This is a genomic window from Actinomadura rugatobispora, assembly GCF_055379765.1.
Genome location: NZ_AP029191.1, coordinates 3712956 through 3732777 on the forward strand (window position 1 = coordinate 3712956; position 19822 = coordinate 3732777).

General features: G+C 72.6%; 20 protein-coding genes. 3 read left to right on the forward strand and 17 right to left on the reverse strand.

Features of this window, described 5'->3' with window-relative positions; genetic code table 11:
- Positions 1-2 precede the first annotated feature (2 nt).
- The 4 genes from ACZ466_RS15875 to ACZ466_RS15890 all read right to left on the reverse strand — a co-directional run bounded on the left by ACZ466_RS15875 (position 3) and on the right by ACZ466_RS15890 (position 3506).
- Complete coding sequence (locus ACZ466_RS15875) at positions 3-701, reverse strand: ABC transporter ATP-binding protein (protein ID WP_378291369.1); 699 nt, start codon at positions 699-701, stop codon at positions 3-5.
- Between the two features lie 392 nt (positions 702-1093).
- Positions 1094-1342, reverse strand: coding sequence for a hypothetical protein (locus ACZ466_RS15880; protein ID WP_378291357.1), 249 nt, complete (start codon positions 1340-1342; stop codon positions 1094-1096).
- A gap of 182 nt (positions 1343-1524) precedes the next feature.
- A complete protein-coding gene (locus ACZ466_RS15885) occupies positions 1525-2184 on the reverse strand; it encodes a response regulator transcription factor (protein ID WP_378291371.1) in 660 nt (219 codons plus the stop codon).
- Positions 2185-2282: 98 nt separating this feature from the next.
- On the reverse strand, positions 2283-3506 hold the full coding sequence (locus ACZ466_RS15890; RefSeq protein ID WP_378291359.1) for a sensor histidine kinase: 1224 nt from the start codon (positions 3504-3506) through the stop codon (positions 2283-2285).
- Positions 3507-3636: 130 nt separating this feature from the next.
- Here ACZ466_RS15890 and ACZ466_RS15895 point away from each other — a divergent pair, with 130 nt between their 5' ends.
- The gene (locus ACZ466_RS15895; protein WP_378291361.1) at positions 3637-4668 is read left to right on the forward strand and encodes an SAM-dependent methyltransferase; all 1032 of its coding nucleotides are present in this window, start codon (positions 3637-3639) and stop codon (positions 4666-4668) included.
- Positions 4669-4672: 4 nt separating this feature from the next.
- Here ACZ466_RS15895 and ACZ466_RS15900 read toward each other — a convergent pair whose 3' ends face one another.
- Genes ACZ466_RS15900 through ACZ466_RS15910 form a run of 3 tightly spaced genes read right to left on the reverse strand, consistent with a single transcriptional unit; the run spans position 4673 to position 8313 of the window.
- Complete coding sequence (locus ACZ466_RS15900) at positions 4673-5887, reverse strand: cytochrome P450 (protein WP_378291363.1); 1215 nt, start codon at positions 5885-5887, stop codon at positions 4673-4675.
- A 39-nt stretch (positions 5888-5926) separates the two neighbouring features.
- Entirely contained in the window at positions 5927-7597 is a 1671-nt protein-coding gene (locus tag ACZ466_RS15905; RefSeq protein WP_378291365.1) for a PH domain-containing protein, read from the reverse strand.
- The gene (locus tag ACZ466_RS15910; protein ID WP_464043780.1) at positions 7594-8313 is read right to left on the reverse strand and encodes a PH domain-containing protein; all 720 of its coding nucleotides are present in this window, start codon (positions 8311-8313) and stop codon (positions 7594-7596) included. The genes ACZ466_RS15905 and ACZ466_RS15910 overlap by 4 nt, the downstream gene beginning before the upstream one ends.
- Before the next feature lie 208 nt (positions 8314-8521).
- On the opposite strand from ACZ466_RS15910, the gene ACZ466_RS15915 reads away from it, so the two are divergent.
- Together ACZ466_RS15915 and ACZ466_RS15920 are read left to right on the forward strand one after the other, a co-directional pair.
- Complete coding sequence (locus ACZ466_RS15915) at positions 8522-9670, forward strand: NADH-quinone oxidoreductase subunit D (protein ID WP_378292879.1); 1149 nt, start codon at positions 8522-8524, stop codon at positions 9668-9670.
- A gap of 40 nt (positions 9671-9710) precedes the next feature.
- Positions 9711-10424 (forward strand): hypothetical protein, encoded by a 714-nt coding sequence (locus ACZ466_RS15920; protein WP_378292881.1) that lies wholly within the window; start codon positions 9711-9713, stop codon positions 10422-10424.
- Here ACZ466_RS15920 and ACZ466_RS15925 read toward each other — a convergent pair.
- The 10 genes from ACZ466_RS15925 to ACZ466_RS15970 form a co-directional block, all read right to left on the reverse strand.
- Positions 10421-10894: a DUF3180 domain-containing protein gene (locus ACZ466_RS15925; RefSeq protein WP_378292883.1), complete on the reverse strand. Its 474-nt coding sequence runs from the start codon at positions 10892-10894 to the stop codon at positions 10421-10423. The genes ACZ466_RS15920 and ACZ466_RS15925 overlap by 4 nt on opposite strands.
- A 150-nt stretch (positions 10895-11044) precedes the next feature.
- The gene (folK, locus tag ACZ466_RS15930; RefSeq protein ID WP_378292885.1) at positions 11045-11626 is read right to left on the reverse strand and encodes a 2-amino-4-hydroxy-6-hydroxymethyldihydropteridine diphosphokinase; all 582 of its coding nucleotides are present in this window, start codon (positions 11624-11626) and stop codon (positions 11045-11047) included.
- Positions 11623-11997: a dihydroneopterin aldolase gene (folB, locus tag ACZ466_RS15935; RefSeq protein ID WP_464043784.1), complete on the reverse strand. Its 375-nt coding sequence runs from the start codon at positions 11995-11997 to the stop codon at positions 11623-11625. The genes folK and folB overlap by 4 nt, the downstream gene beginning before the upstream one ends.
- Positions 11998-12005: 8 nt before the next feature.
- Complete coding sequence (locus ACZ466_RS15940; protein WP_378292889.1) at positions 12006-12437, reverse strand: nuclear transport factor 2 family protein; 432 nt, start codon at positions 12435-12437, stop codon at positions 12006-12008.
- Entirely contained in the window at positions 12434-13393 is a 960-nt protein-coding gene (folP, locus tag ACZ466_RS15945; protein WP_464043786.1) for a dihydropteroate synthase, read from the reverse strand. The genes ACZ466_RS15940 and folP overlap by 4 nt, the downstream gene beginning before the upstream one ends.
- Before the next feature lie 176 nt (positions 13394-13569).
- Complete coding sequence (folE, locus tag ACZ466_RS15950; RefSeq protein ID WP_378292891.1) at positions 13570-14184, reverse strand: GTP cyclohydrolase I FolE; 615 nt, start codon at positions 14182-14184, stop codon at positions 13570-13572.
- Positions 14185-14189: 5 nt separating this feature from the next.
- Positions 14190-16196, reverse strand: a complete 2007-nt coding sequence (ftsH, locus tag ACZ466_RS15955; RefSeq protein WP_378292893.1) for an ATP-dependent zinc metalloprotease FtsH — start codon at positions 16194-16196, stop codon at positions 14190-14192.
- A gap of 519 nt (positions 16197-16715) precedes the next feature.
- The gene (gene hpt / locus ACZ466_RS15960; RefSeq protein ID WP_378292895.1) at positions 16716-17279 is read right to left on the reverse strand and encodes a hypoxanthine phosphoribosyltransferase; all 564 of its coding nucleotides are present in this window, start codon (positions 17277-17279) and stop codon (positions 16716-16718) included.
- A 58-nt stretch (positions 17280-17337) separates the two neighbouring features.
- A complete protein-coding gene (tilS, locus tag ACZ466_RS15965) occupies positions 17338-18375 on the reverse strand; it encodes a tRNA lysidine(34) synthetase TilS (RefSeq protein WP_378292897.1) in 1038 nt (345 codons plus the stop codon).
- Between the two features lie 211 nt (positions 18376-18586).
- Entirely contained in the window at positions 18587-19696 is a 1110-nt protein-coding gene (locus ACZ466_RS15970) for a zinc-dependent metalloprotease (RefSeq protein WP_378292903.1), read from the reverse strand.
- Positions 19697-19822: the final 126 nt, after the last annotated feature.

A 19822-nucleotide genomic window follows, 5' to 3' on the forward strand; every position in this document is an offset into this window, starting at 1 on the left:
GCTCAGCCGCCCAGGCTCTTGAGCCGGTCCAGGACGGTGTCCGGCGTCGGTCCGTACAGCTCGGTGACGATCGACCCGTCCCGCAGGAACACCACCCGGTCGGCGTACGACGCGGCCGCCGGGTCGTGCGTGACCATCACGATCGTCTGGCCCATCTCGCGCACCGACGTGCGCAGGAAGCCCAGCACCTCGGCGCCGGACGAGGAGTCCAGGTTGCCGGTCGGCTCGTCGGCGAAGATGACCTCGGGACGGGCCACCAGCGCCCGCGCGCACGCCACCCGCTGCTGCTGGCCGCCCGACAGCTCGCTCGGCCGGTGGCCGAGCCGGTCCCGCAGCCCCACCACGTCCACCACCCGGTCGAACCACTCCCGCTCCGGACGGCGCCCGGCCAGTTGCAGCGGCAGCAGGATGTTCTGCTCGGCGGTGAGCGTGGGCAGCAGGTTGAACGCCTGGAAGACGAACCCGACGCGCTCGCGGCGCAGCAGGGTGAGCTGCCGGTCGCTCATCCCGGTGATCTCGGCGTCGCCCAGCAGCACCCGCCCGCCGCCGACCGTGTCCAGCCCGGCCAGGCAGTGCATCAGCGTGGACTTCCCGGACCCGGACGGCCCCATGATCGCGGTGAAGGCGCCGCGGGCGAAGCCGACGGTGACCCCGCGCAGCGCGTGCACGGCGGCGTCGCCGATCCCGTACACCTTGGTCACCCCGGCGGCCGAGACGGCCGGCCCGGCCGGGCCGGCGCCCGGCGCGCCCGGCGCTCCCGGGGCTCCCCCGCTTCCGGCCTGGCCGGCGAACGTACTGGTCACGATGGCTCCTTCGTCCGTGTCCGCTGATCGATGACGACCGTGACCACGCTAGGAACGGGCGCCTTCCGTGCCATCGCCCGCGCGGCCACGATCGGCGTCAGCTTCAGGATTGGCGGGAGTCCCCGCGTACGACCTGAGTCGTACGGCGCCGTCACCGCCACGGCTGACCGCGCACACGCCGGCCGTCCTCCGCCCGGCCGCCTCCGCCGGCCCCGGCCGCACACGCGAAAGCGCCGGGGACCCCGTGCACAGGGTCCCCGGCGCTCTCTACTACGGCGCGCTGCCGCCGATCAGCTGTGCCGGTGGGGGTGGTGCCCCGGGACGTCGCACTGGGCGAACGCGCCGCTGATGACGGAGATGACCTGGGTGGAGTTGCCGCAGATCTTGATGTCGTTGCCGGACAGGATCTGGTTGCCGGACAGCACGGTGCCGTGGCCGCCGTGGGTGTAGGCGTCGGCGCTCGCGGGGCCGGCGGCCGTCATGAGGGCGCCGGTGATGGCGAAGCCGAGGACACCGGTGGCGGCAAGCTTCTTGAGCACGTTGAAATCCTCCCGTACGTGAGGCCGTCAAGGCCCTTCCTGCATTTCACATGCGCGCTCCGCCGCCCCCGTCCCGTCGCGGGCGGCGTCACATACGGTAGTTAGTCAACTACTGATCGGTAATGCCAAGCGGAAGCTCGGCTTCGAAATGGGACGGTCACCACCGCGTAATCATAGCGTTACTATGTGTTATCGATTTGCCCGCTCTTGACCAGACCCGTCTCATAAGCGAAGACCACCGCCTGGACCCGGTCCCGGAGGTTCAGCTTCATCAGGATCCGGCCCATATGGGTCTTGACCGTCGCCTCCGACACGTACAGCCGCTCGGCGATCTCCGCGTTGGACATCCCCCGGGCCACCAGCCGCAGCACCTCGCCCTCCCGTGCGGTCAGCGACGCCAGCGCCCCGCTCGCCCGCTGCGCGGCGTCGGGCAGGTGCACCGCGAACCGGTCGAGCAGCCGCCGGGTCGTGCTCGGCGCGACCACCGCGTCCCCCGAGTGCACCGCCCGGATCGCCTCGATCAACTGCGCCGGGCCGGCGTCCTTCAGCAGGAAGCCGCCCGCGCCCGCCTTGATCGCGGCGAAGGCGTACTCGTCCAGGTCGAAGGTGGTCAGGATGATCACCTTGGGACGGCCGCCCGCGGCGGTGATCCGGCGGGTGGCCTCGATCCCGTCCATCCGCGGCATCCGGACGTCCATCAGGACGACGTCGGCCGGGGCCGTGCGCAGCCGTTCCAGGGCCTGCGCGCCGTCGCCCGCCTCGCCGACCACCTCGATGTCGGGCTGGGCGTCCAGGACCATCGTGAAACCGGCCCTGACCAGCTCCTGGTCGTCCACCAGCAGCACCCGGACGGGCCGGTCGGCGGGCTCCTCCGGATCGCCCGGCGGCCCCCCGTCCGCACCCGTGCCCGCGCCTCTGCCCGCGCCCGTCGCGCCCCAGCTCACCTGCGCACCTCCTCGCGTACCGGAATCCGCGCGACCACCTCGAACCCGCCGCCGGGCCGCGGACCCGCCGTCACCTCGCCGCCGTACACCGCGGCGCGCTCCCGCATCCCCACCAGCCCGTGCCCCCGCCCGTCACCGCGCGCCGCGGCGCCCCGTCCGTCGTCGGTGACGCGGATCTCGATCGCCTCGTCGCCGTAATGCAGCAGAACCCGCGCGGTGGCGCGCGGGCCCGCGTGCTTGAGGGTGTTGGTCAGCGCCTCCTGCGCGATCCGGAACACCGTCAGCTGCCGCCCCTCCGTCATCTCCAGCGGGACGCCCTCGACCTCGAACTCCAGCGGCAGCCCCGACCCGCGGATCTGCTCCACCAGCTCGGCCAGCTGCGCCACGCCCGGCTGCGGCGCGTACGACCCGGCGTCGTCGCCCTCCCGCAGCACCCCCAGCATCCGGCGCATCTCCGCCAGCGCGGTCCGCCCGGTCGCCGAGATCGTCTCCAGCGCCTGCCGGGCCCGCGCGGTGTCGGTGTCGATCGCGTACGAGGCGCCGTCCGCCTGCACCACGATCACGCTCACGTTGTGCGCCACCACGTCGTGCAGCTCCCGGGCGATCCTGGCCCGCTCGTCCGCCTTGGCGACCTGCACCTCGGCGTCCCGCTCCCGCTCCAGCCGCGCCGCCCGCAGCTCCACCGAGCGCAGGTACGCCCGCCGCGTCCGCATGTGCAGCCCGAGCAGCCACACCCCGGCCACGATGACCGACATCAGGGCCAGGCCGTACCGCTGGTCGCCCCACCCGCCCACGTACCGGAACACCGCGACGAACACGCCCAGCTCGGTCACCAGCGCGGCCGCCACGCCCCACCGGAACGACGGCCCGGCCGCGATCGTGTACAGCCCCATCAGCAGCGCCAGGTTCGGCGTCATCGGGATGACCTTCACCACCACCTGCGCGAACGACACCAGGCAGATGAAGGCGAACGCGGCGCGCGGGTACGTGCGCCGCAGCACCAGCGGCGCCAGCAGCCCGGCGCACCACACCACGTACTCGGGCTTGGGCATCGCGGTCGTGTCGAACACCAGCCCGCTCAGCGAATAGAAGGCCAGCGGCGCCGCCAGGAACGCGTCCACCAGCGGGCGCGAGCGCAGAGCGTCCACCAGCGGCCGCACCCGGAGGGCGTCCACCAGTGGCCGCACGCCGCGCCACCGCGCCCGGAGTCTGCCGCCCATCCCGGAAGCGTACTTTCAGCGCGATCGTCCCCGGATCCGCCTCGAGTCTGACCCGCGTACGCCCCGAGGATGGCCCAAGATGGCCCGAGGATGGCCGCGCCCGGGGGCCCGGGCGGGTAACGTCGCTGGCGTGGGCGCGTTGCTGACGTGGCAGACCGCGATGGAGCGGGCACTGTACGGGCCGGACGGCTTCTACCGGCGCGGCGAGCGCCCGGTGGAGCACTTCCGCACCTCCGTGCACATCTCCGGCCGCTTCGCCGCGGCCCTGGCCCGGGTGCTGGTGGAGGTCGACGCCGCGCTCGGCCACCCCGACCGGCTCGACCTGGTCGACGTCGGCGCGGGGGGCGGCGGGCTGCTCACCGGCGTCACCGCCGCCGTCCCGCCCGGACTGGCCGCGCGGCTCGACCTCACCGCCGTCGAGATCGCCCCGCGCCCCGCCGGGACCCCCGCCCGGGTGCGCTGGCGCGACCGCATCCCCCGCGAGATCACCGGCATGGTCATCGCCAACGAGTGGCTGGACAACGTGCCGCTGGACGTCGTCGAGCGCACCCCCGACGGGCCGCGCACCGTCCTGGTCGACCCGGCCACCGGTGCCGAGAGCCACGGCCCGCCGCCCTCCGCCTCCGACGCCGACTGGATGGAGCGCTGGTGGCCGCTGAGCGAGACCGGCGACCGCGCCGAGATCGGCGGCCCGCGCTGCGCCGCCTGGGCCGCGGTCGTCCGCCGGCTGCGCGGCGGGCTGGCGGTGGCGATGGACTACTCCCACGTCCGCGCGTCCCGTCCCGTGTACGGCACGCTCACCGGCTACCGCGACGGCGCCACCGTGCCCGCCGTCCCGGACGGCTCCTGCGACGTCACCGCCCATGTCGCCCTCGACGCCTGCGCCGTCGCCGGCCAGGCCGCCGGGGCGACCGGGACGCTCCTCACCACCCAGCGCGCCGCGCTGCGCGCGCTCGGGCTCACCGGCGCGCGCCCGCCCCTGGAGCTGGCCCGCCGCGACCCGGGCGGGTACCTGGTCGCGCTCGGGGCCGCGGGCGAGGACGCCGAGCTCATCGACCCCGGCGGGCTGGGCGGCTTCGGCTGGCTCGTCCAGACCGCCGGCATCCCGGTCCCGTCCCCCCTGGCCCGGCTCGCGGAGGCCCCGGCCCGCATACCGACGTGAACGATCAGATCTCGACGTGCAGCGCCTTCAGGCCGCGCAGCACGAACCCCGGCTTCCACTCCGGCTCCTGAGCGAGCCGCATCCCGGGGGCCAGCCGCAGCAGCGCCCCGTACGACTCGGCCAGCTCGATCCGGGCCAGCGGAGCCCCCAGGCAGTAGTGGACGCCCAGCCCGAAGCCGATGTGCGGGTTCGGGTCGCGGGCCAGGTCAAGGCGGCCCGGGTCGGCGAAGACCTCCGGGTCCCGGTTGGCCGAGGCGAACTGCAGCGCGATCTCGGCGCCGCGCGGGATGACGGCCCCCGCGACCTCGACGTCCTCCAGCACCCACCGCTCGAACATCGGCGCCGGGGTGTCGTAGCGCATCAGCTCCTCGACCGCGGTGGGCACCAGCGCGCGGTCGGCGCGGAGCCGGGCCAGCTCGCCGGGGTTGCGGAACAGCGACCACCAGCCGTTGCCGGTGGCGTTGACGGTCGCCTCGTGCCCGGCGTTGAGGAGCAGCACGCAGGTGCCGATCAGCTCGTCCTCGGTGAGCCGGTCGCCGCCCTCGTCCACCACCTGGGCCAGGGCGCTGATCAGGTCGTCGCGCGGGACGTCCCGGCGCGCCCGCGCCAGCCCGCGCAGGTAGCCGGAGAACTCCACGGCGGCGCGGACGGCGGTGCGCTGCGCCTCCTCCGAGGGGTTCAGCTCGAACATCCCGCAGATGTCGGCCGACCAGGGACGCAGCAGCGGCCGGTCCTCGGCGGGCACCCCCAGCATCTCGGCGATCACGTTCACCGGCAGCGGCTCGGCCAGCTCGGCCACCAGATCGCCGCCGCCCCCGGCCGCCAGCGCCCCGGCCAGCTCCTCGGCCAGCGCGCGGATCATCGGGCGCAGCCCCTCGACCATCCGGGCCGTGAACGCCTTGGACACCAGGCGCCGCAGCCGGGTGTGCACGGGCGGCTCGACGTCCAGCATCCCGGCGCGGATCAGGTCCCAGAACGGCTTGAGGAAGTCCGCGTCCGGCTCCCGGCCGAACTCCTCGTGGCCCGCCACGTGCAGGTAGGTACGGCCGAGCCTGCGGTCGCGCAGCAGCGCGTCCACGTCGGCGTACCGGGAGACCACCCACTGGCCGGTGGGCTCGTGGAAGAACACCGGCCGGTCGGCCCGCAGCGCCGCGAACGCGGGGTAGGGGTCGGCCACGAAGCCCGCGGACCAAGGGTCATAAGCCGCCAAATCACTCATACCGCGACGATAGGCCCGCCGTGCCGCGGACGGCGGGCGTCAGCGGGCCTCGCGGGCGGCCCAGCGGCCCGGATCGCCGGACGCCGACCGGCGTGCGGCCTGCGCCCGCCGCGCCGTCGACTCCACGATCGCCCGTGCCTCCCCTAGATCGCGATCGGCCGCGGCCACCTGCACCGGGCCGGGCGGGGCGTCCACGTGCACCGTCGCCAGCCCCAGCATCCGCTGCAGCGGGTTGACCGTCAGCCGGACGCTCTGCGCCCGGGCGTGCGCGATCACGTCCGTCCGCCGGCACAGCATCCCGCGCCGGGTCACGAAGACCACGTCATCGGTGCCAGCGCCGTCCGCTCGCTCCAGCGCGACCGCACGGGACGAGGCGGGCAGCAGCGGCACCGCGTCCACGTCGGCGCCCGGGAAGATCTGCCCGGCCAGGTACACCGCCACATGCCGGGGCGCCAGCGGCAGCAGCACCGACGACAGCGCCTGCCGCTCGCCCGCGTACCCGGCCACCGTCACGTCCAGCCGCGCCCAGCCGAACGACCGCCACAGCAGCGGCTCCACGATCCCGACCGCCTGCACCCGGCCCGGCGGCAGCGTCTGCATCCGGGTCTCCAGCAGCCCGTACCGCAGCCGCACCCCGTCGGGCGACATCGCGACGGTGCAGTTGGCGTAGGTGACCAGCGGCGCCAGCACGCCCCTGATCAGCCCCAGCAGCGTCAGCACCAGCACGACCAGCAGCCCGCCCTCCACGAGGAAGAACATGAAGAACAGCGAGCCGAGGAACAGCAGCAGCGTCCCCAGGACGGGCAGCTTCAGCACCAGGGACCCGAACAGCGCCCCGAACGGAACCCGCCACAGCGGCCGCTCGGGCGCCTCGGGCGTGTGGCCGGGCAGCCCTGCGGCGCGGGCCAGCAACTCGGCCCGCAACTGCTGGGCGGCGTGCCGCCCCAGGTAACGCAGCGCGATCTCGCTCTGCTCACCGCCCGCCAGCTCCACCCGCACCTCGGCCAGCGCGAACACCCGGGTCACCAGCGGGCGGACCAGGTCGATCGCCTGGACGCGCGACAGCGGGATGCGGCGCTTGCGCTTGCGCAGCAGCCCGGTCTCCACCACCAGGTCGTCGCCGTCCACGCGGAACCGCAGCGCCAGCCAGCCCCACAGCCCCGCGACCACGGCGACGACCATGACGGGCACGGTCACCACCACGAACCGGAGCAGGACCTCGGGCGAGAGCACCAGCGCGACCCCGCGGCTCGTCTGGGTCAGCAGGAGCGGGAAGCCCAGCAGCACGAAGTAGATGATCAGGATGACGAACGCGCGCAGCGGCGCGGTCGCCCAGTGCAACCGGTGCGTGCCCTCGGAGAACCGCACCGGCGGCGGCGCGGGCGGATATCCCGCGGGCGGCTGCCCGTAACCCGGACCGCCCGGCTGCCCGTAGCCCGGCTGCTGCCCGTAGCCCGGCTGCCCGTGGGGCCCGTACGGCCGGTACGGCCGGTACGGCCCGTAGGGCGGCTGCGGCTGACCGTACGGCGGTTGCGGCTGGCCGTACGGCGGTTGCGGCTGGCCGTACGGCGGTTGCGGGTGCCTGTAGGGGACCTGGGGCTGCCCGTAGGGCCCGCGCGGCTGGTTGTACGGCCCCTGCGGCTGGTTGTACGGCCCGTACGGCCCTCCCTGCGGCGGTCCGGGCGGCGGTCCCGGCGGAGGGGCGCTCACAAGCCCATGCTCCGCTGCTCGCCCTTCTGGGCGAGGCGGTCGCGTAGCTGGGCCGCCTCGTGCGCGGGCAGGCCGGGGATCAGGGCGTCGGTCGCGGCCGCGGCGGTGTGCATCCGCACGGTCGCGATGCCCATCCACCGCTCCAGCAGCCCCGCGGTGACGTCGACGAACTGCATCCGCCCGTACGGCACGACGATCAGCCGCTTGACGAACACGCCCTGCGTCACGATGAGGTCGTCGGTGCGCTCGGCGTATCCGTGCGAGCGGAAGGCCAGCTCGGCCACGATCCAGGCCAGCACGACCGACAGCAGGACGGCGGCGGCCCACAGCACCGTCCCGAGCGTGCCGCTGCCGCGGAACACCACGAACGCCCCGACCAGGCCCACCGGCACGGCCGTCAGCGTGGCCGTGACGCCGCGGTGCCAGGTGAAGCGCCTGGAGATGTGCGACCAGGACAGCCCTGCGCCGGGGGCGAACGCCTGGTCCGCCGGGTAGGAGGGGGCGGCCTGGTAGCCGCCCGCGGCGACCGGCGCGCCGGGGACGGGGCCGTCCGCCGAAGTCACCATGTGCGGCGGCACGCCCGGTTGCGCGGCGGCGCCCGGCGGGGACGGCGGCGGTCCGGGCGGGGGCGGGCCGGGCGGGCCGGGCGGGCCGGGCGCCGCGGGCGGGCCCGGCTGGCCGGGGTGGGGCGGCTGCTGCTCGTGGGCCGAATTCATGTGGCTCCGACGCGTCGCCCGGCGACCACACTCGATGCCGCCGGGCCGCGCACTGCATCTGGGTTCATGGGATGTCTAACCGCGTACCACCACGTACGCCTGTATAGGGATCAGTCACTAAGTTATGCGACCAGTCAACAGGAAACGCCCCGGCTACCGCGAGCCGGAAGCATGACACGATGAGAGACGTGAACCCTGGAGCGCGACCATGACCACGGAGCGGACCGTCGGGGTGGGGGCCGGGGCGAAGGAGCTCGCCACCGAGGACATGGTCCTCAACATCGGCCCGCAGCACCCGTCCACGCACGGTGTGCTCCGGCTGCGTCTGGCGCTGGACGGCGAGCGCATCTCGGCGGCCGAGCCGATCATCGGCTACATGCACCGCGGCGCGGAGAAGCTGTTCGAGGTCCGCGACTTCCGGCAGATCATCGTGCTGGCCAACCGGCACGACTGGCTGTCGGCGTTCTCCAGCGAGCTGGGCGTGGTGCTGGCCGTGGAGCGGATGCTCGGCATGGAGGTCCCGGCGCGGGCCGTATGGGTCCGCACGCTCCTGGCCGAGCTCAACCGGGTGCTCAACCACCTGATGTTCCTGGGCTCCTACCCCCTGGAAGTGGGCGCGATGACGCCGATCTTCTACGCGTTCGGGGAGCGGGAGGCGCTGCAGCGGGTGATGGAGGAGGTCTCCGGCGGCCGCATGCACTACATGTTCAACCGGGTCGGCGGCCTCAAGGAGGAACTGCCCGCCGGCTGGGCCGGCCGGGCCCGCCACGCGGTCGGCGACGTCCGCGCCGGCATGGGCCGCATCGACGACCTGATCATGGGCAACGAGATCTTCCGCGCCCGCACCCGCGGCGTCGGCGTCCTGTCCCGCGAGCAGATCCTCCAGTACGGGGTGTCGGGCCCCGTCGCCCGCGCCTCCGGCGTCGACTTCGACCTGCGCCGCGACGAGCCGTACCTGGCCTACGACGAGCTGGACACCCGCGTCGTGACCCGTACCGAGGGCGACTGCCTGGCCCGCTTCGAGTGCCTGCTCGACCAGGTGCACGCCTCCCTCGACCTGGCGGACGCCTGCCTGGACCGGCTGGCCGACCTGCCCCCGGGACCGATCAACCAGCGGCTGCCGAAGGTGCTGAAGGTCCCCGAGGGGCACACCTACGCCTGGACGGAGAACCCGCTCGGCATCAACGGCTACTACCTGGTGTCGCGCGGCGAGAAGACGCCGTGGCGGCTCAAGCTGCGCTCCGCGTCGTACAACAACGTCCAGGTGCTGTCGGAGCTGCTCCCCGGCAACCTGGTCGCCGACATGATCGCCATCCTGGGCTCGATGTTCTTCGTCGTCGGCGACATCGACAAGTGACCGGCCGAACATCGGGGAGGCCCGCGGCGTCTGAGGGATCATGAGCCCACGGTGCGAACGGTGTGACGGGACGCTGGTCCCGGTGGTGTACGGCATGCCCGTCGACGACGAGCCGTACCGGCGGCACGAGCGCCGCGAGATCTACTTCACCGGCTCGTGCATGGGCGGACCCGAGCCGTGGTGGTGCTGGTCGTGCGAGCGGTTCGCCGACCCCGAACCGCGTCCCCCGCGAACGCTGACCATGGCGGGCTACCAGCTCTCCCTGCTCGACGAGATGCGCCGCACGGTTCCGGAGGCCGTCCTGGAACCGCCGGCGCCCTACGACGATCCGCCGGCCCACCTCCGGGAGGAGGCCGGGCGGTGGAACGCCCTGGAATCGCAGAAGATCGAGGACCTGGCGGCGATCCTGGGCGAACCGGTCAGCGGCGGGCCCTCCCGGCACCGGTTCGCCCTCCCGCTCTGGCCCGGCTTCTGGCTCGAGCACACGACCATGGACACCGAAGTCGGGGGCTACGTCCTCGATCGCCGGTTCGTCCGCAGGTCGGGCGAGCCGCTGCGGTCAACGGACGAGCTGCGCCCCTGGTCCGTCCTGCTGCCCGAGGCCCAGGCGTTCTTCGGCTGGGAGGAGACCCGGATGCCCAACGCGTACTGGCACGCCATACCGTTCCAGCTCGACGGGCGGCGGATGGAGGCGTGGTTCGTCCACGACCTCCTCCAGCACGTCTCGGAGACCGCCGAGGGCGGGACCGCCTAGGCGCGGGAGCGGCCGCGGTCGCGGTCCTCTTCCTCCGGGTCCTTGGGGACGCGGCACGCGTACTCCAGGAAGTACGCCGCCCCCACCAGCACCACCGCGGCCAGGAACGTGCCGAGGCAGACGAAGAAGTCGTCACGGGGCGTCTGCTTGTCGAGCGAGTCGGACAGGCCCAGCGCGAACCCGGCGAACACCCCGCCCAGCACCGCGGCCGCGTGCGCGCTCGCCTTCGCCAGCGCCGCCATCCGCGCCACCACCAGCGGCTCCACCGGCCGCGTCCCGGGCTTGCGGCGGATCCGCCGCAGCACGTTCCAGCCCGTGAACGCCTCGCCGAGCGCCAGCAGCAGCAGCGTCGGCAAGGCCGTCCACGGCAGCGGCGGCAGCGTGACGTACGCGGTCTTCATCACCGCCCAGGTGATCAGTGCGGCCACGACCACCAGGGCGATGAGGAACGCGGGACGCGTCGGCCTCATACCGCCGCCCCCGCCCGGGCGACGCCGCACCCCTCAGACTCGCTCATACCGTGTTCCCCGCTCGCCCGCGGGGCGCTTCGAGGCATCGCCTTCCCTCGCCGCTCGTCCCTCGCTCCTCGACCCGGACGACGCCGCACCCCTCCGGCTCGCTCATGCAGGGGGCTGGAGGCTCAGATCGTCGCGGCGGCGCAGCGGGCCCTCCGCGGCGGTCTTGGCCGCGGCCAGGTCGCCGACCCGGCCGTGCCCGGCCAGCAGCACGTCCGGCTCGATGTCGGCCCACGGCACCAGCACGAACGCCCGCTCGTGCGCCCGCGGGTGCGGCAGCGTCAGATCCGGGTCGTTCATGGTCACGTTCCCGAACACGACGATGTCGATGTCGAGGGTGCGCGGACCCCACCGGACCTCGCGGACCCGCTGCATCGAGGTCTCGATGTTGAGGACGCGCTCCAGCAGGTTCTCCGGAGGCAGCCGGGTGTCGGCCACCAGCACGATGTTGAGGTAGTCGCCCTGTTCGGGGATCTTCTCGCCGGGCGGGGCGAACGGCGCCGTCTCGTACACCGGGGACAGCGCGACGAACGAGAGCCCGGGCGCGTCGAACAGCGCGTCGACGGCCTCCTGGATGTTGTCCAGGCGATCGCCGAGGTTGCTGCCGAGCGAGAACACGACACGGTGGGCGACCAGCATGTGGCCGCCGGTCGCGGTGCGGTCGGGCATGCGATCGGACGCTGTCATGGGCGACTCCTCCTGATCTTCACGGCCACGTCCGTGAAGGGGTGCGGCACCGGGGCACTGGGCTTGTGGACGGTGACCTCGGCCTCCGCCACCGTCGCGTCGTGCAGGCAGACCGCCGCGAGGCGTTCGGCCAAGGTCTCGATGAGGTTGACGGGCTCCCCCTCGACGACGGCGACCAGCCGGCTCGCGAGCGATCCGTAGTCGACGGTACGCGACAGGTCGTCGCCCGCCGCGGCGGGGGCGGTGTCCAGCCCGAGCACCACGTCCACCACGAACTCCTGGCCGAGCTCGCGTTCGGCGGGCAGCACGCCGTGCCGCCCCCGGGCGCGCAGTCCGCGCACTTCTATCCGGTCCAGATGGTCCAGGCTCACTCTGGGGCTCATTCTTCCTCTGCGCCGTTCAGGATGGGGGATCCATGGTGCAGCAAAAGCCGCCATTCCCCGCCGGAACGTACGAACACGTTGCTGGCCACGATGCTTCCCCCGGCGAGGAATCCGGCCTCCGTGCCCTCGTCCGCGGTGAGGATGTTCTCCTTGCACGTCACCACGGCCTGGTCGCCGTACACGTCGGTGCGGACATCGGTGAGCACGAACTGGATGTAGCTGGTGTTGGCCATGATCAGCGCCCAGGAGCGCAGCACCTCCTCCCGGCCCCGCAGCAGCGACCAGCCGGGATGGACGCACGTCACGCCCGCCGCGTACGGGCCGTCGGCCCACACCGCCCCCATCCGGTCGAGATCGCCGGCCTCGAACGCGGCGTAGAACTCGGCGTTGGCCTCTTCGAGCCGGGCCCGGTCAACGGTATTGCTCACCGGCCCGCGCTCCCGCCGCGCCGGGAGGCGGCCCCGGCCCCCGACGACCCACCGGCCTCAGAACGCTCGTGCGACGAAGGGCCGCCGGGGCCTGGGTGGCCCTCGGCGGCGGCGCGGACGGCCGCGGCGACCCGTACCGCGTCGGCGTTGGGCCGCACCCGGTGCACCCGGACGCACCACGCCCCGGCCGCCGCGGCCAGCGCCGTGATCGCGACCGTGGCGTCGTCGCAGTCGGTGAACGCGCGCGGCGTCCCGTCGGGCCCGGCCAGCAGGCGGCCCAGGAAGCGCTTGCGGGACGCTCCGACCAGGACCGGGTAGCCGGTGCCGTTCAGGGCGTCCAGATGGGCGATGAGCGACCAGTTGTGCCCGGCCTCGGGGCTCTTGGCGAAGCCCAGCCCCGGATCCAGGACGATCATGGAGGGGTCGACGCCCCAGGCCAGTATCGCCTCCACCCGGCGCAGCAGCTCCTCGCGGACCTCGCGGACGACGTCGGCGTAGACGGCGCGGGTCTGCATGTCGTGGCTGTGGCCGCGCCAGTGCATGACGACGTACGGCACGCCCGCCGCCGCGACCGCCCGGGGCATGTCGGGATCGGCCAGGCCGCCGCTGACGTCGTTCACCAGCCGGGCCCCCGCCACCACCGCGGCCTCGGCCACCTCGGCGCGCATCGTGTCGACGCTCACCGGGACGCCCGCCTCCGCCAGCGCCTCGATCACCGGGACCACCCGGCGCAGCTCCTCCTCCAGGGACACCCGCTGCGCGCCCGGACGGGTCGACTCCCCGCCCACGTCGATGATGTCGGCGCCCTCGGCCACCAGGTCGAACCCGTGCCGGATCGCCTTGTCGGCGTCGAACCAGGCCCCGCCGTCGGAGAACGAATCGGGCGTCACGTTGACCACGCCCATCACAAGGCACCGCCCCGGCGCGGGCAGGCCCGGAACATCGGCACCGGTCATGCGACCCAGCCTATGCCCTGGCGCCGACCGCGCCACGCCCCGGGCCCGCGCCCTTGATCACACCCGGAACCCTTGCCGCCACGGCCTGCGGGCACGCTCGGAACGCCGGAAAAAGGATGCGTCCGGGCCACCGAAAGCGGCCCGGACGCAACAGGAATGGCGCGGTCCAGAAAGGGTCAGTGCCGGCCCAGGATGAGACCCATCGCCTCGGCCCGGGTCTCGGGATGGTCGCGGAAATCACCCCGGACCGCCGAGGTGACCGTCTTGGCGCCCGGCTTGCGCACCCCGCGCATGGTCATGCACAGGTGCTCGGCCTCCACCACCACGATCACCCCCCGCGGCTCCAGGATGTTCATCACCGCGTCCGCGACCTGGCTGGTCAGCCGCTCCTGCACCTGCGGCCGCCGCGCGTACACGTCGACCAGCCGGGCCAGCTTCGACAGCCCGGTGATCTGCCCCTTCTTGTTGGGCGTGTACCCCACGTGCGCCAGCCCGTGGAACGGCACCAGGTGATGCTCGCAGGTGGAGTAGACCTCGATGTCCTTGACCAGGACCATCTCGTCGTGGTCGGCCTCGAAGACCTTGTTCAGGGCGTCCTCGGGAACCTGCCGCAGACCGGCGAACTGCTCGGCGTAGGCACGGGCCACCCGAGCGGGGGTGTCGCGGAGCCCGTCGCGATCGGGGTCCTCCCCGATCGCGAACAGGATCTCGCGCACCGCCCGCTCGATCCGGGCGTGGTCGAACCCGGGCGGGTCCTCCCTCAGAGGCTCGTCGTCGTACTGGATCGCCAACTCGATCAGCTCTCGCCGTGGGCCGGGTCGCCGGCCCGCTCCGCCGCGGTCGCGCCCTGGCCGTTGTTCTTGGTCAGGTCGGCGACGTCCTGCGGCCCCATCAGTGCCAGCTCCTTGGGCGTCAGCACCGGCGGCCGGTCGGACGGCAGCCGCTTGCCGTAGCCCGTGTAGGAGTTCTGCTGGGGACGCTTGCTGATCGGCGCGAAGATCTCCAGCACCTGGTCCTTGGAAAGGGTCTCCTTCTCCATGAGCTGCAGCACCAGGTCGTCCAGGACCTCGCGGTACTCGACCAGGATCTCCCACGCGGTGTCGTGGGCGCCCTCGATGTAGCGCCGCACCTCGTCGTCGATCGCGGAGGCGATGTCCTCGGAGTAGTCCCGCTCGTGGCCCACGTCACGGCCGAGGAAGACCTCACCCTGACCGGTGCCGAACTTGCGGGCGCCCAGGCGCTCGCTCATCCCGTACTCGGTGACCATGTTGCGGGCGATCGAGGTCGCCTTCTCGATGTCGTTGGCCGCGCCGGTGGTCGGCTCGTGGAACACCAGCTCCTCGGCGGTACGGCCGCCCAGCAGCATCGCCAGCTGGTCGTTCATCTCCGACCGCGTGGTGAGGAACTTGTCCTCCATCGGCAGGGTCATCGTGTACCCGAGAGCCCGCCCGCGCGGCAGGATCGTCACCTTGTGCACGGGGTCGGAGTTCGGCAGCGCGTGCGCCACCAGCGCGTGCCCGCCCTCGTGGTAGGCGATGATCTTCTTTTCCTTCTCGGACATCACCCGGGTCTTGCGCTCCGGACCCGCCATGACCCGGTCGATGGACTCCTCCAGGGTGTCCATGTCGATCAGCTTGCGGTCGAAGCGGGCGGTCAGCAGCGCCGCCTCGTTGATCACGTTGGCCAGGTCGGCGCCGGTGAACCCGGGGGTGCGGCGCGCGATGACGTCCAGGTCGACGTCCGGCGCGAACGGCTTGCCGCGGCCGTGCACCCGCAGGATGCCCTTGCGGCCCTCCAGGTCCGGACGGTCGACGGTGACCTGCCGGTCGAACCGGCCCGGACGCAGCAGCGCCGGGTCGAGGATGTCGGGACGGTTGGTCGCCGCGATCAGGATCACGCCGCCCTTGACGTCGAAGCCGTCCATCTCGACCAGCAGCTGGTTGAGGGTCTGCTCGCGCTCGTCGTGGCCGCCGCCGAGCCCGGCGCCGCGGTGCCGGCCCACGGCGTCGATCTCGTCGATGAAGATGATCGAGGGGGCGTTGGCCTTGGCCTGCTCGAACAGGTCGCGGACGCGGGACGCGCCCACACCGACGAACATCTCGACGAAGTCCGAACCGGAGATCGAGTAGAACGGCACCCCGGCCTCGCCGGCCACGGCGCGGGCCAGCAGCGTCTTACCGGTGCCGGGCGGGCCGTACAGCAGCACGCCCTTGGGGATCTTGGCGCCGATCGACTGGAACTTCGCCGGGTTCTGCAGGAAGTCCTTGATCTCTTCCAGTTCCTCCAGGGCCTCGTCGGCCCCGGCCACGTCGGCGAAGGTGGTCTTCGGCGTGTCCTTGGTGATCAGCTTGGCCTTGGACTTCCCGAAGTTCATCACCCGTGAACCGCCGCCCTGCATCTGGTTCATGATGAACAGGAAGATCAGCACGATGACGACGATGGGAAGCAGGCTGAACAGCAGATTCAGGAAGACGCTCTGCTTGGGCACCTCGACGTTGTAACCGCCGGGCAGCTTGCCGTTGTTCGCCTGCTGCTGGAGCTGGTCCTGGAGCCGGAGGCCCTGGCCGTCCACCCAGGACGCCTGCTGCTGCTTGCCGTTGTTGAGCGTGACCTCGATCCGCTGATCCTTGTCAATGATCTTGGCGGACTTCACCTGCCCACTGGCGATCTCCCGGACCACCGTGGAGGTGTCGGTCTTCTCGTAGGAACGACCGGGGTTGACGCCCCACATGATGAGGGCGACCAAGAGGCCGAACAGCAGGATCCACAGCAGCGGCCCGCGAAAATAGCGCTTCACGTCCATTTATCCGGTTACCCCTTCGGGGCCCGTCCCTCCTGACCTTGCGAGATCGCCCGTCCCCATGGGACGCGCGCCACTGTGAACCGGGTCCTTGCACCGCGGGCTCTGCGCCGGGCGCTCCGGCCACCGCGACGGCCTCCTTCATGGCTACCCGACACGAAGCCCGGATATCGACGGTACACCGGAGTACGACATACCCGCCGACGCCCCTTGCAACGATCCGGTACGTCCCCTTGTTCCCTGCGCGTCACATCAGCGCGCCCGGCCACTTGCCAAACGGCGCCGGAACCCGCTAATGGACATCCGCCGGAGGACATCGGTCCACGGTAGGCGACGTCCCGCCGCGCTGTCAGATCCGGCCGCCCGCGATCCCGTTCCGCGGCGGGGATCCGCCGCCGGGAACGCCCTCCCGGACGGGCGTTCCGCCCAAGGCGTAAGCCGCCCGGCCTGCGGAGGGAGCAGGCGCGGCGGCGGGAGCGAACGTGGTGGGAGCGGATGCCTCCGGCGGTGGCCGCCGCAGGATCAGGAGCCGTCGCCGCCGTACACGTGCGGGGCGAGCGTGCCCACGAACGGCAGGTTCCGGTACCGCTCCGCGTAGTCCAGCCCGTATCCGACGACGAACTCGTTCGGGATGTCGAAACCGAGATAGCGGCACTCGATCTCGGTCCTGACCGCTTCCGGCTTCCGCAGCAGCGCGCAGATCTCCAGCGACGCCGGATTCCGCGACCGCAGATTGCTCACCAGCCACGACAGCGTGAGACCCGAGTCGATGATGTCCTCGACGATCAGGACGTGCCGGTCCAGGATGTCGGTGTCGAGGTCCTTGAGGATCCGGACCACGCCCGAGGACTTGGTGCCCGACCCGTACGAGGACACCGCCATCCAGTCCATCGACGCCGGAGTGTGCAGCTCCCGGGCCAGATCCGCCATGATCATGACGGCGCCCTTGAGCACCCCGACCAGCAGCAGGTCCCGGCCCGCGTAGTCGGCGTCGATCTGCTCGGCCAGCTCGCGCACCTTCGCCCGCAGCCGGTCCTCCGGGATCAGCACCTTCGCCAGGTCGGCGCCCAGGTCCTTCTCGTCCACAAACCCCACCCTCGTAGCCCTCAAGTGACGCGGCCGTCCCCCTGACGGCGGCAGGGCATCAGGACGGGCCGAAGAGCAGCCTGCCATACCGCCGGAACGCGCGAACGCCCCCCGGGAGATCGACGTGCCGCTGCCCGCGCCACGCCGTGACCAGCCGATCCACTTCGTCGACATGGACGGCCGCGAGGCTACCCGGTGGGCTCCCCGACCGGATCGCCGCCATCCTCAGCACCCGCGACCGGACCGCCCGCGGCAGGCCCGCCAACCGCTCCACGTCCAGCCAGAGCCCCTCTTCCGGGCTCTCCGCCTGCTCCGGGGGCGAGAGCGCCTGGGTGAGGCAGCGGGCGGCCATCTCGTCCAGGGCGTCGGCGTCGTCGCGGAGCATCTTCCCGGTACGGGCCAGCGCCTCCGCGATCCCGGGACCGAGAGCCTTCTCCAGCGCGGGCAGCGCCTCATGCCGTACGCGCACACGCGTGTAGGAAGGATCGACATTGTGGGGGTCGTCCCAGGGGACCAACCCCATCGCCTCACAGGCACGCCGGATCGTCGCCCGATCCAGGTCGAGGAAGGGCCGCAGGTAGAGAACCTCCGAACCGTCCTTGGCGGCCCGCCGCACGAACGAGGGCGGCATACCGGCGACGGAACGCGCCCCCGACCCCCTGGCCAACCCCATCAACACCGTCTCGGCCTGGTCGTCACGGGTATGCCCCAACAGCACCGCGGCCGCTTTCAAACGCGCCGCCGCCTCGTCCAGAGCCGCGTACCGCGCCTCACGCGCCGCGTTCTCCGGCCCGCCGTCCTGCCCGACGACCACCGCGACGGACCCCGCCGGGTCAAGGCCGAGATCGGCCAGCGTCCGCACAAGCGACGCGGCACGCTCCTCCGACCCCGTCTGCAGCCCGTGATCGACCGTCACGGCCCCGGCCGGACGCCCCTCCGGCCTGCACCGGGGAGCCTCGAACGCCAGCGCCCCCGCCAGAGCCAGCGAATCCGCGCCACCACTGCACGCCACAACGACCATCGCCCCAGGGGGCACGTCGGCGAGCACCCGCCGAACCGCCACCCGCACAGCCGCGACAGCCGGGTCAGGCCCCAAAGCAACTCCCTGTCTTCTGGGGGGCGACCCCCCAGACCCCCACGGCCGGGCCGCGCACCCCCTCCGGTCGCTGGCGCTCCCTACGGGTGCACCCGGCCCTTGGCAGGGGGCTCCGCCCCCCGCACCCCCCGCTGGGGGGCTTCGCCGCCCCTAGCCCCCCGGATTCCTGGGGGCTTTGCCCCCTTGCCCCCCATTGGTGGGGGGTTGGGGGTCAGGCGCCGTTGGCCTTGGAGGTGTCCAGGGCCCTGGGGCCCACCACTCGGTCGATCCAGAGGTCGGGCTCCTTGATCTCCGCGTGGGTGGGGAGGCTCTCCGGAGACTGCCAGACCTTGTTGAAGTCGTCCATACCGACCTCGCCGACGACCCGGCGGACGAAGCGCGAGCCCTCGGCGTACTGCTTCATCTTCAGGTCGATGCCCAGCAGCCGGCGGATCGTGCGGTCCAGCCTGGAGCCGCCCTCGCGGCGGCCCTGGAAGCGGGAGCGGATCTGCTGCACCGACGGCACGACCTCGGGGCCGACCGCGTCCATCACGTAGTCGCCGTGCCCCTCGACCAGCGTCATCACGGCGGTGAGGCGGTCGAGGATCTCGCGCTGCTCGGGCGACTGGATCGCGTCGATCAGGTTGCCCTCGCCGCCCCGCACGGCGTCGGCGACCGCCTCGGCGGCGTCCCGGATCCGGTCGAGCATCGCGCCCGGGTCGAGGTCGGAGGCCAGCAGGAACTGCGTCATCTGGTCCTGGACGTACTCGCGCAGCCACGGCACCCCGGTGAACTGGGCGCGGTGGGTCTCCTCGTGCAGGCAGACCCACAGGCGGAAGTCGCGGGTGTCGACGCCGAGCTCCTGCTCCACGTGGACGATGTTGGGCGCGACCAGCGTGAGCCGGCCGGTCGGCGCGCGGCCGTCGGGGTCGGGCGGCAGGAACAGCTCGTACTGGCCGAGGACCCGCCCGGCCATGTACGCCAGGATCGCGCCGACCTGCATGCCGGTGACGCGGGATCCGACGGCCTGGACGACCACGCCGCCCGCGCCGCCGCTCAGCAGCCCGGTGCCGCGCCGGTCGGCCATCTGCTCCATGAGCGGTTCGAGGACGACCCGGAAGCCGTCCACGTTGGCCCGGATCCAGCCCGGCCGGTCGACGATCGTCGCCGGCGCCGGATCCTCCTCCGCGCTCATCCCGGTGAACTCTCGAACGTGCCCCTGGGCGAGTCTGGACAGCTCGCGCAGCTGCTCCACGACCTCGCGGGCCTCGTCATGGCCGACCTGCGGTCCGGGGCGCAGGAGCCGGGTGCCGGTCTGGACGGCCACGTGCCAGTCGATCATTGAGGCGCTCATGTACTCCACCGTACGTTCGGGTATCCGGCGCCGGAGCGCCCTGCTCGCTGGTTCAACGAACAACCGTTCTGGTTATCTCCCGTACGGCCGGTGCCACACGTTTTCTCCCATGTT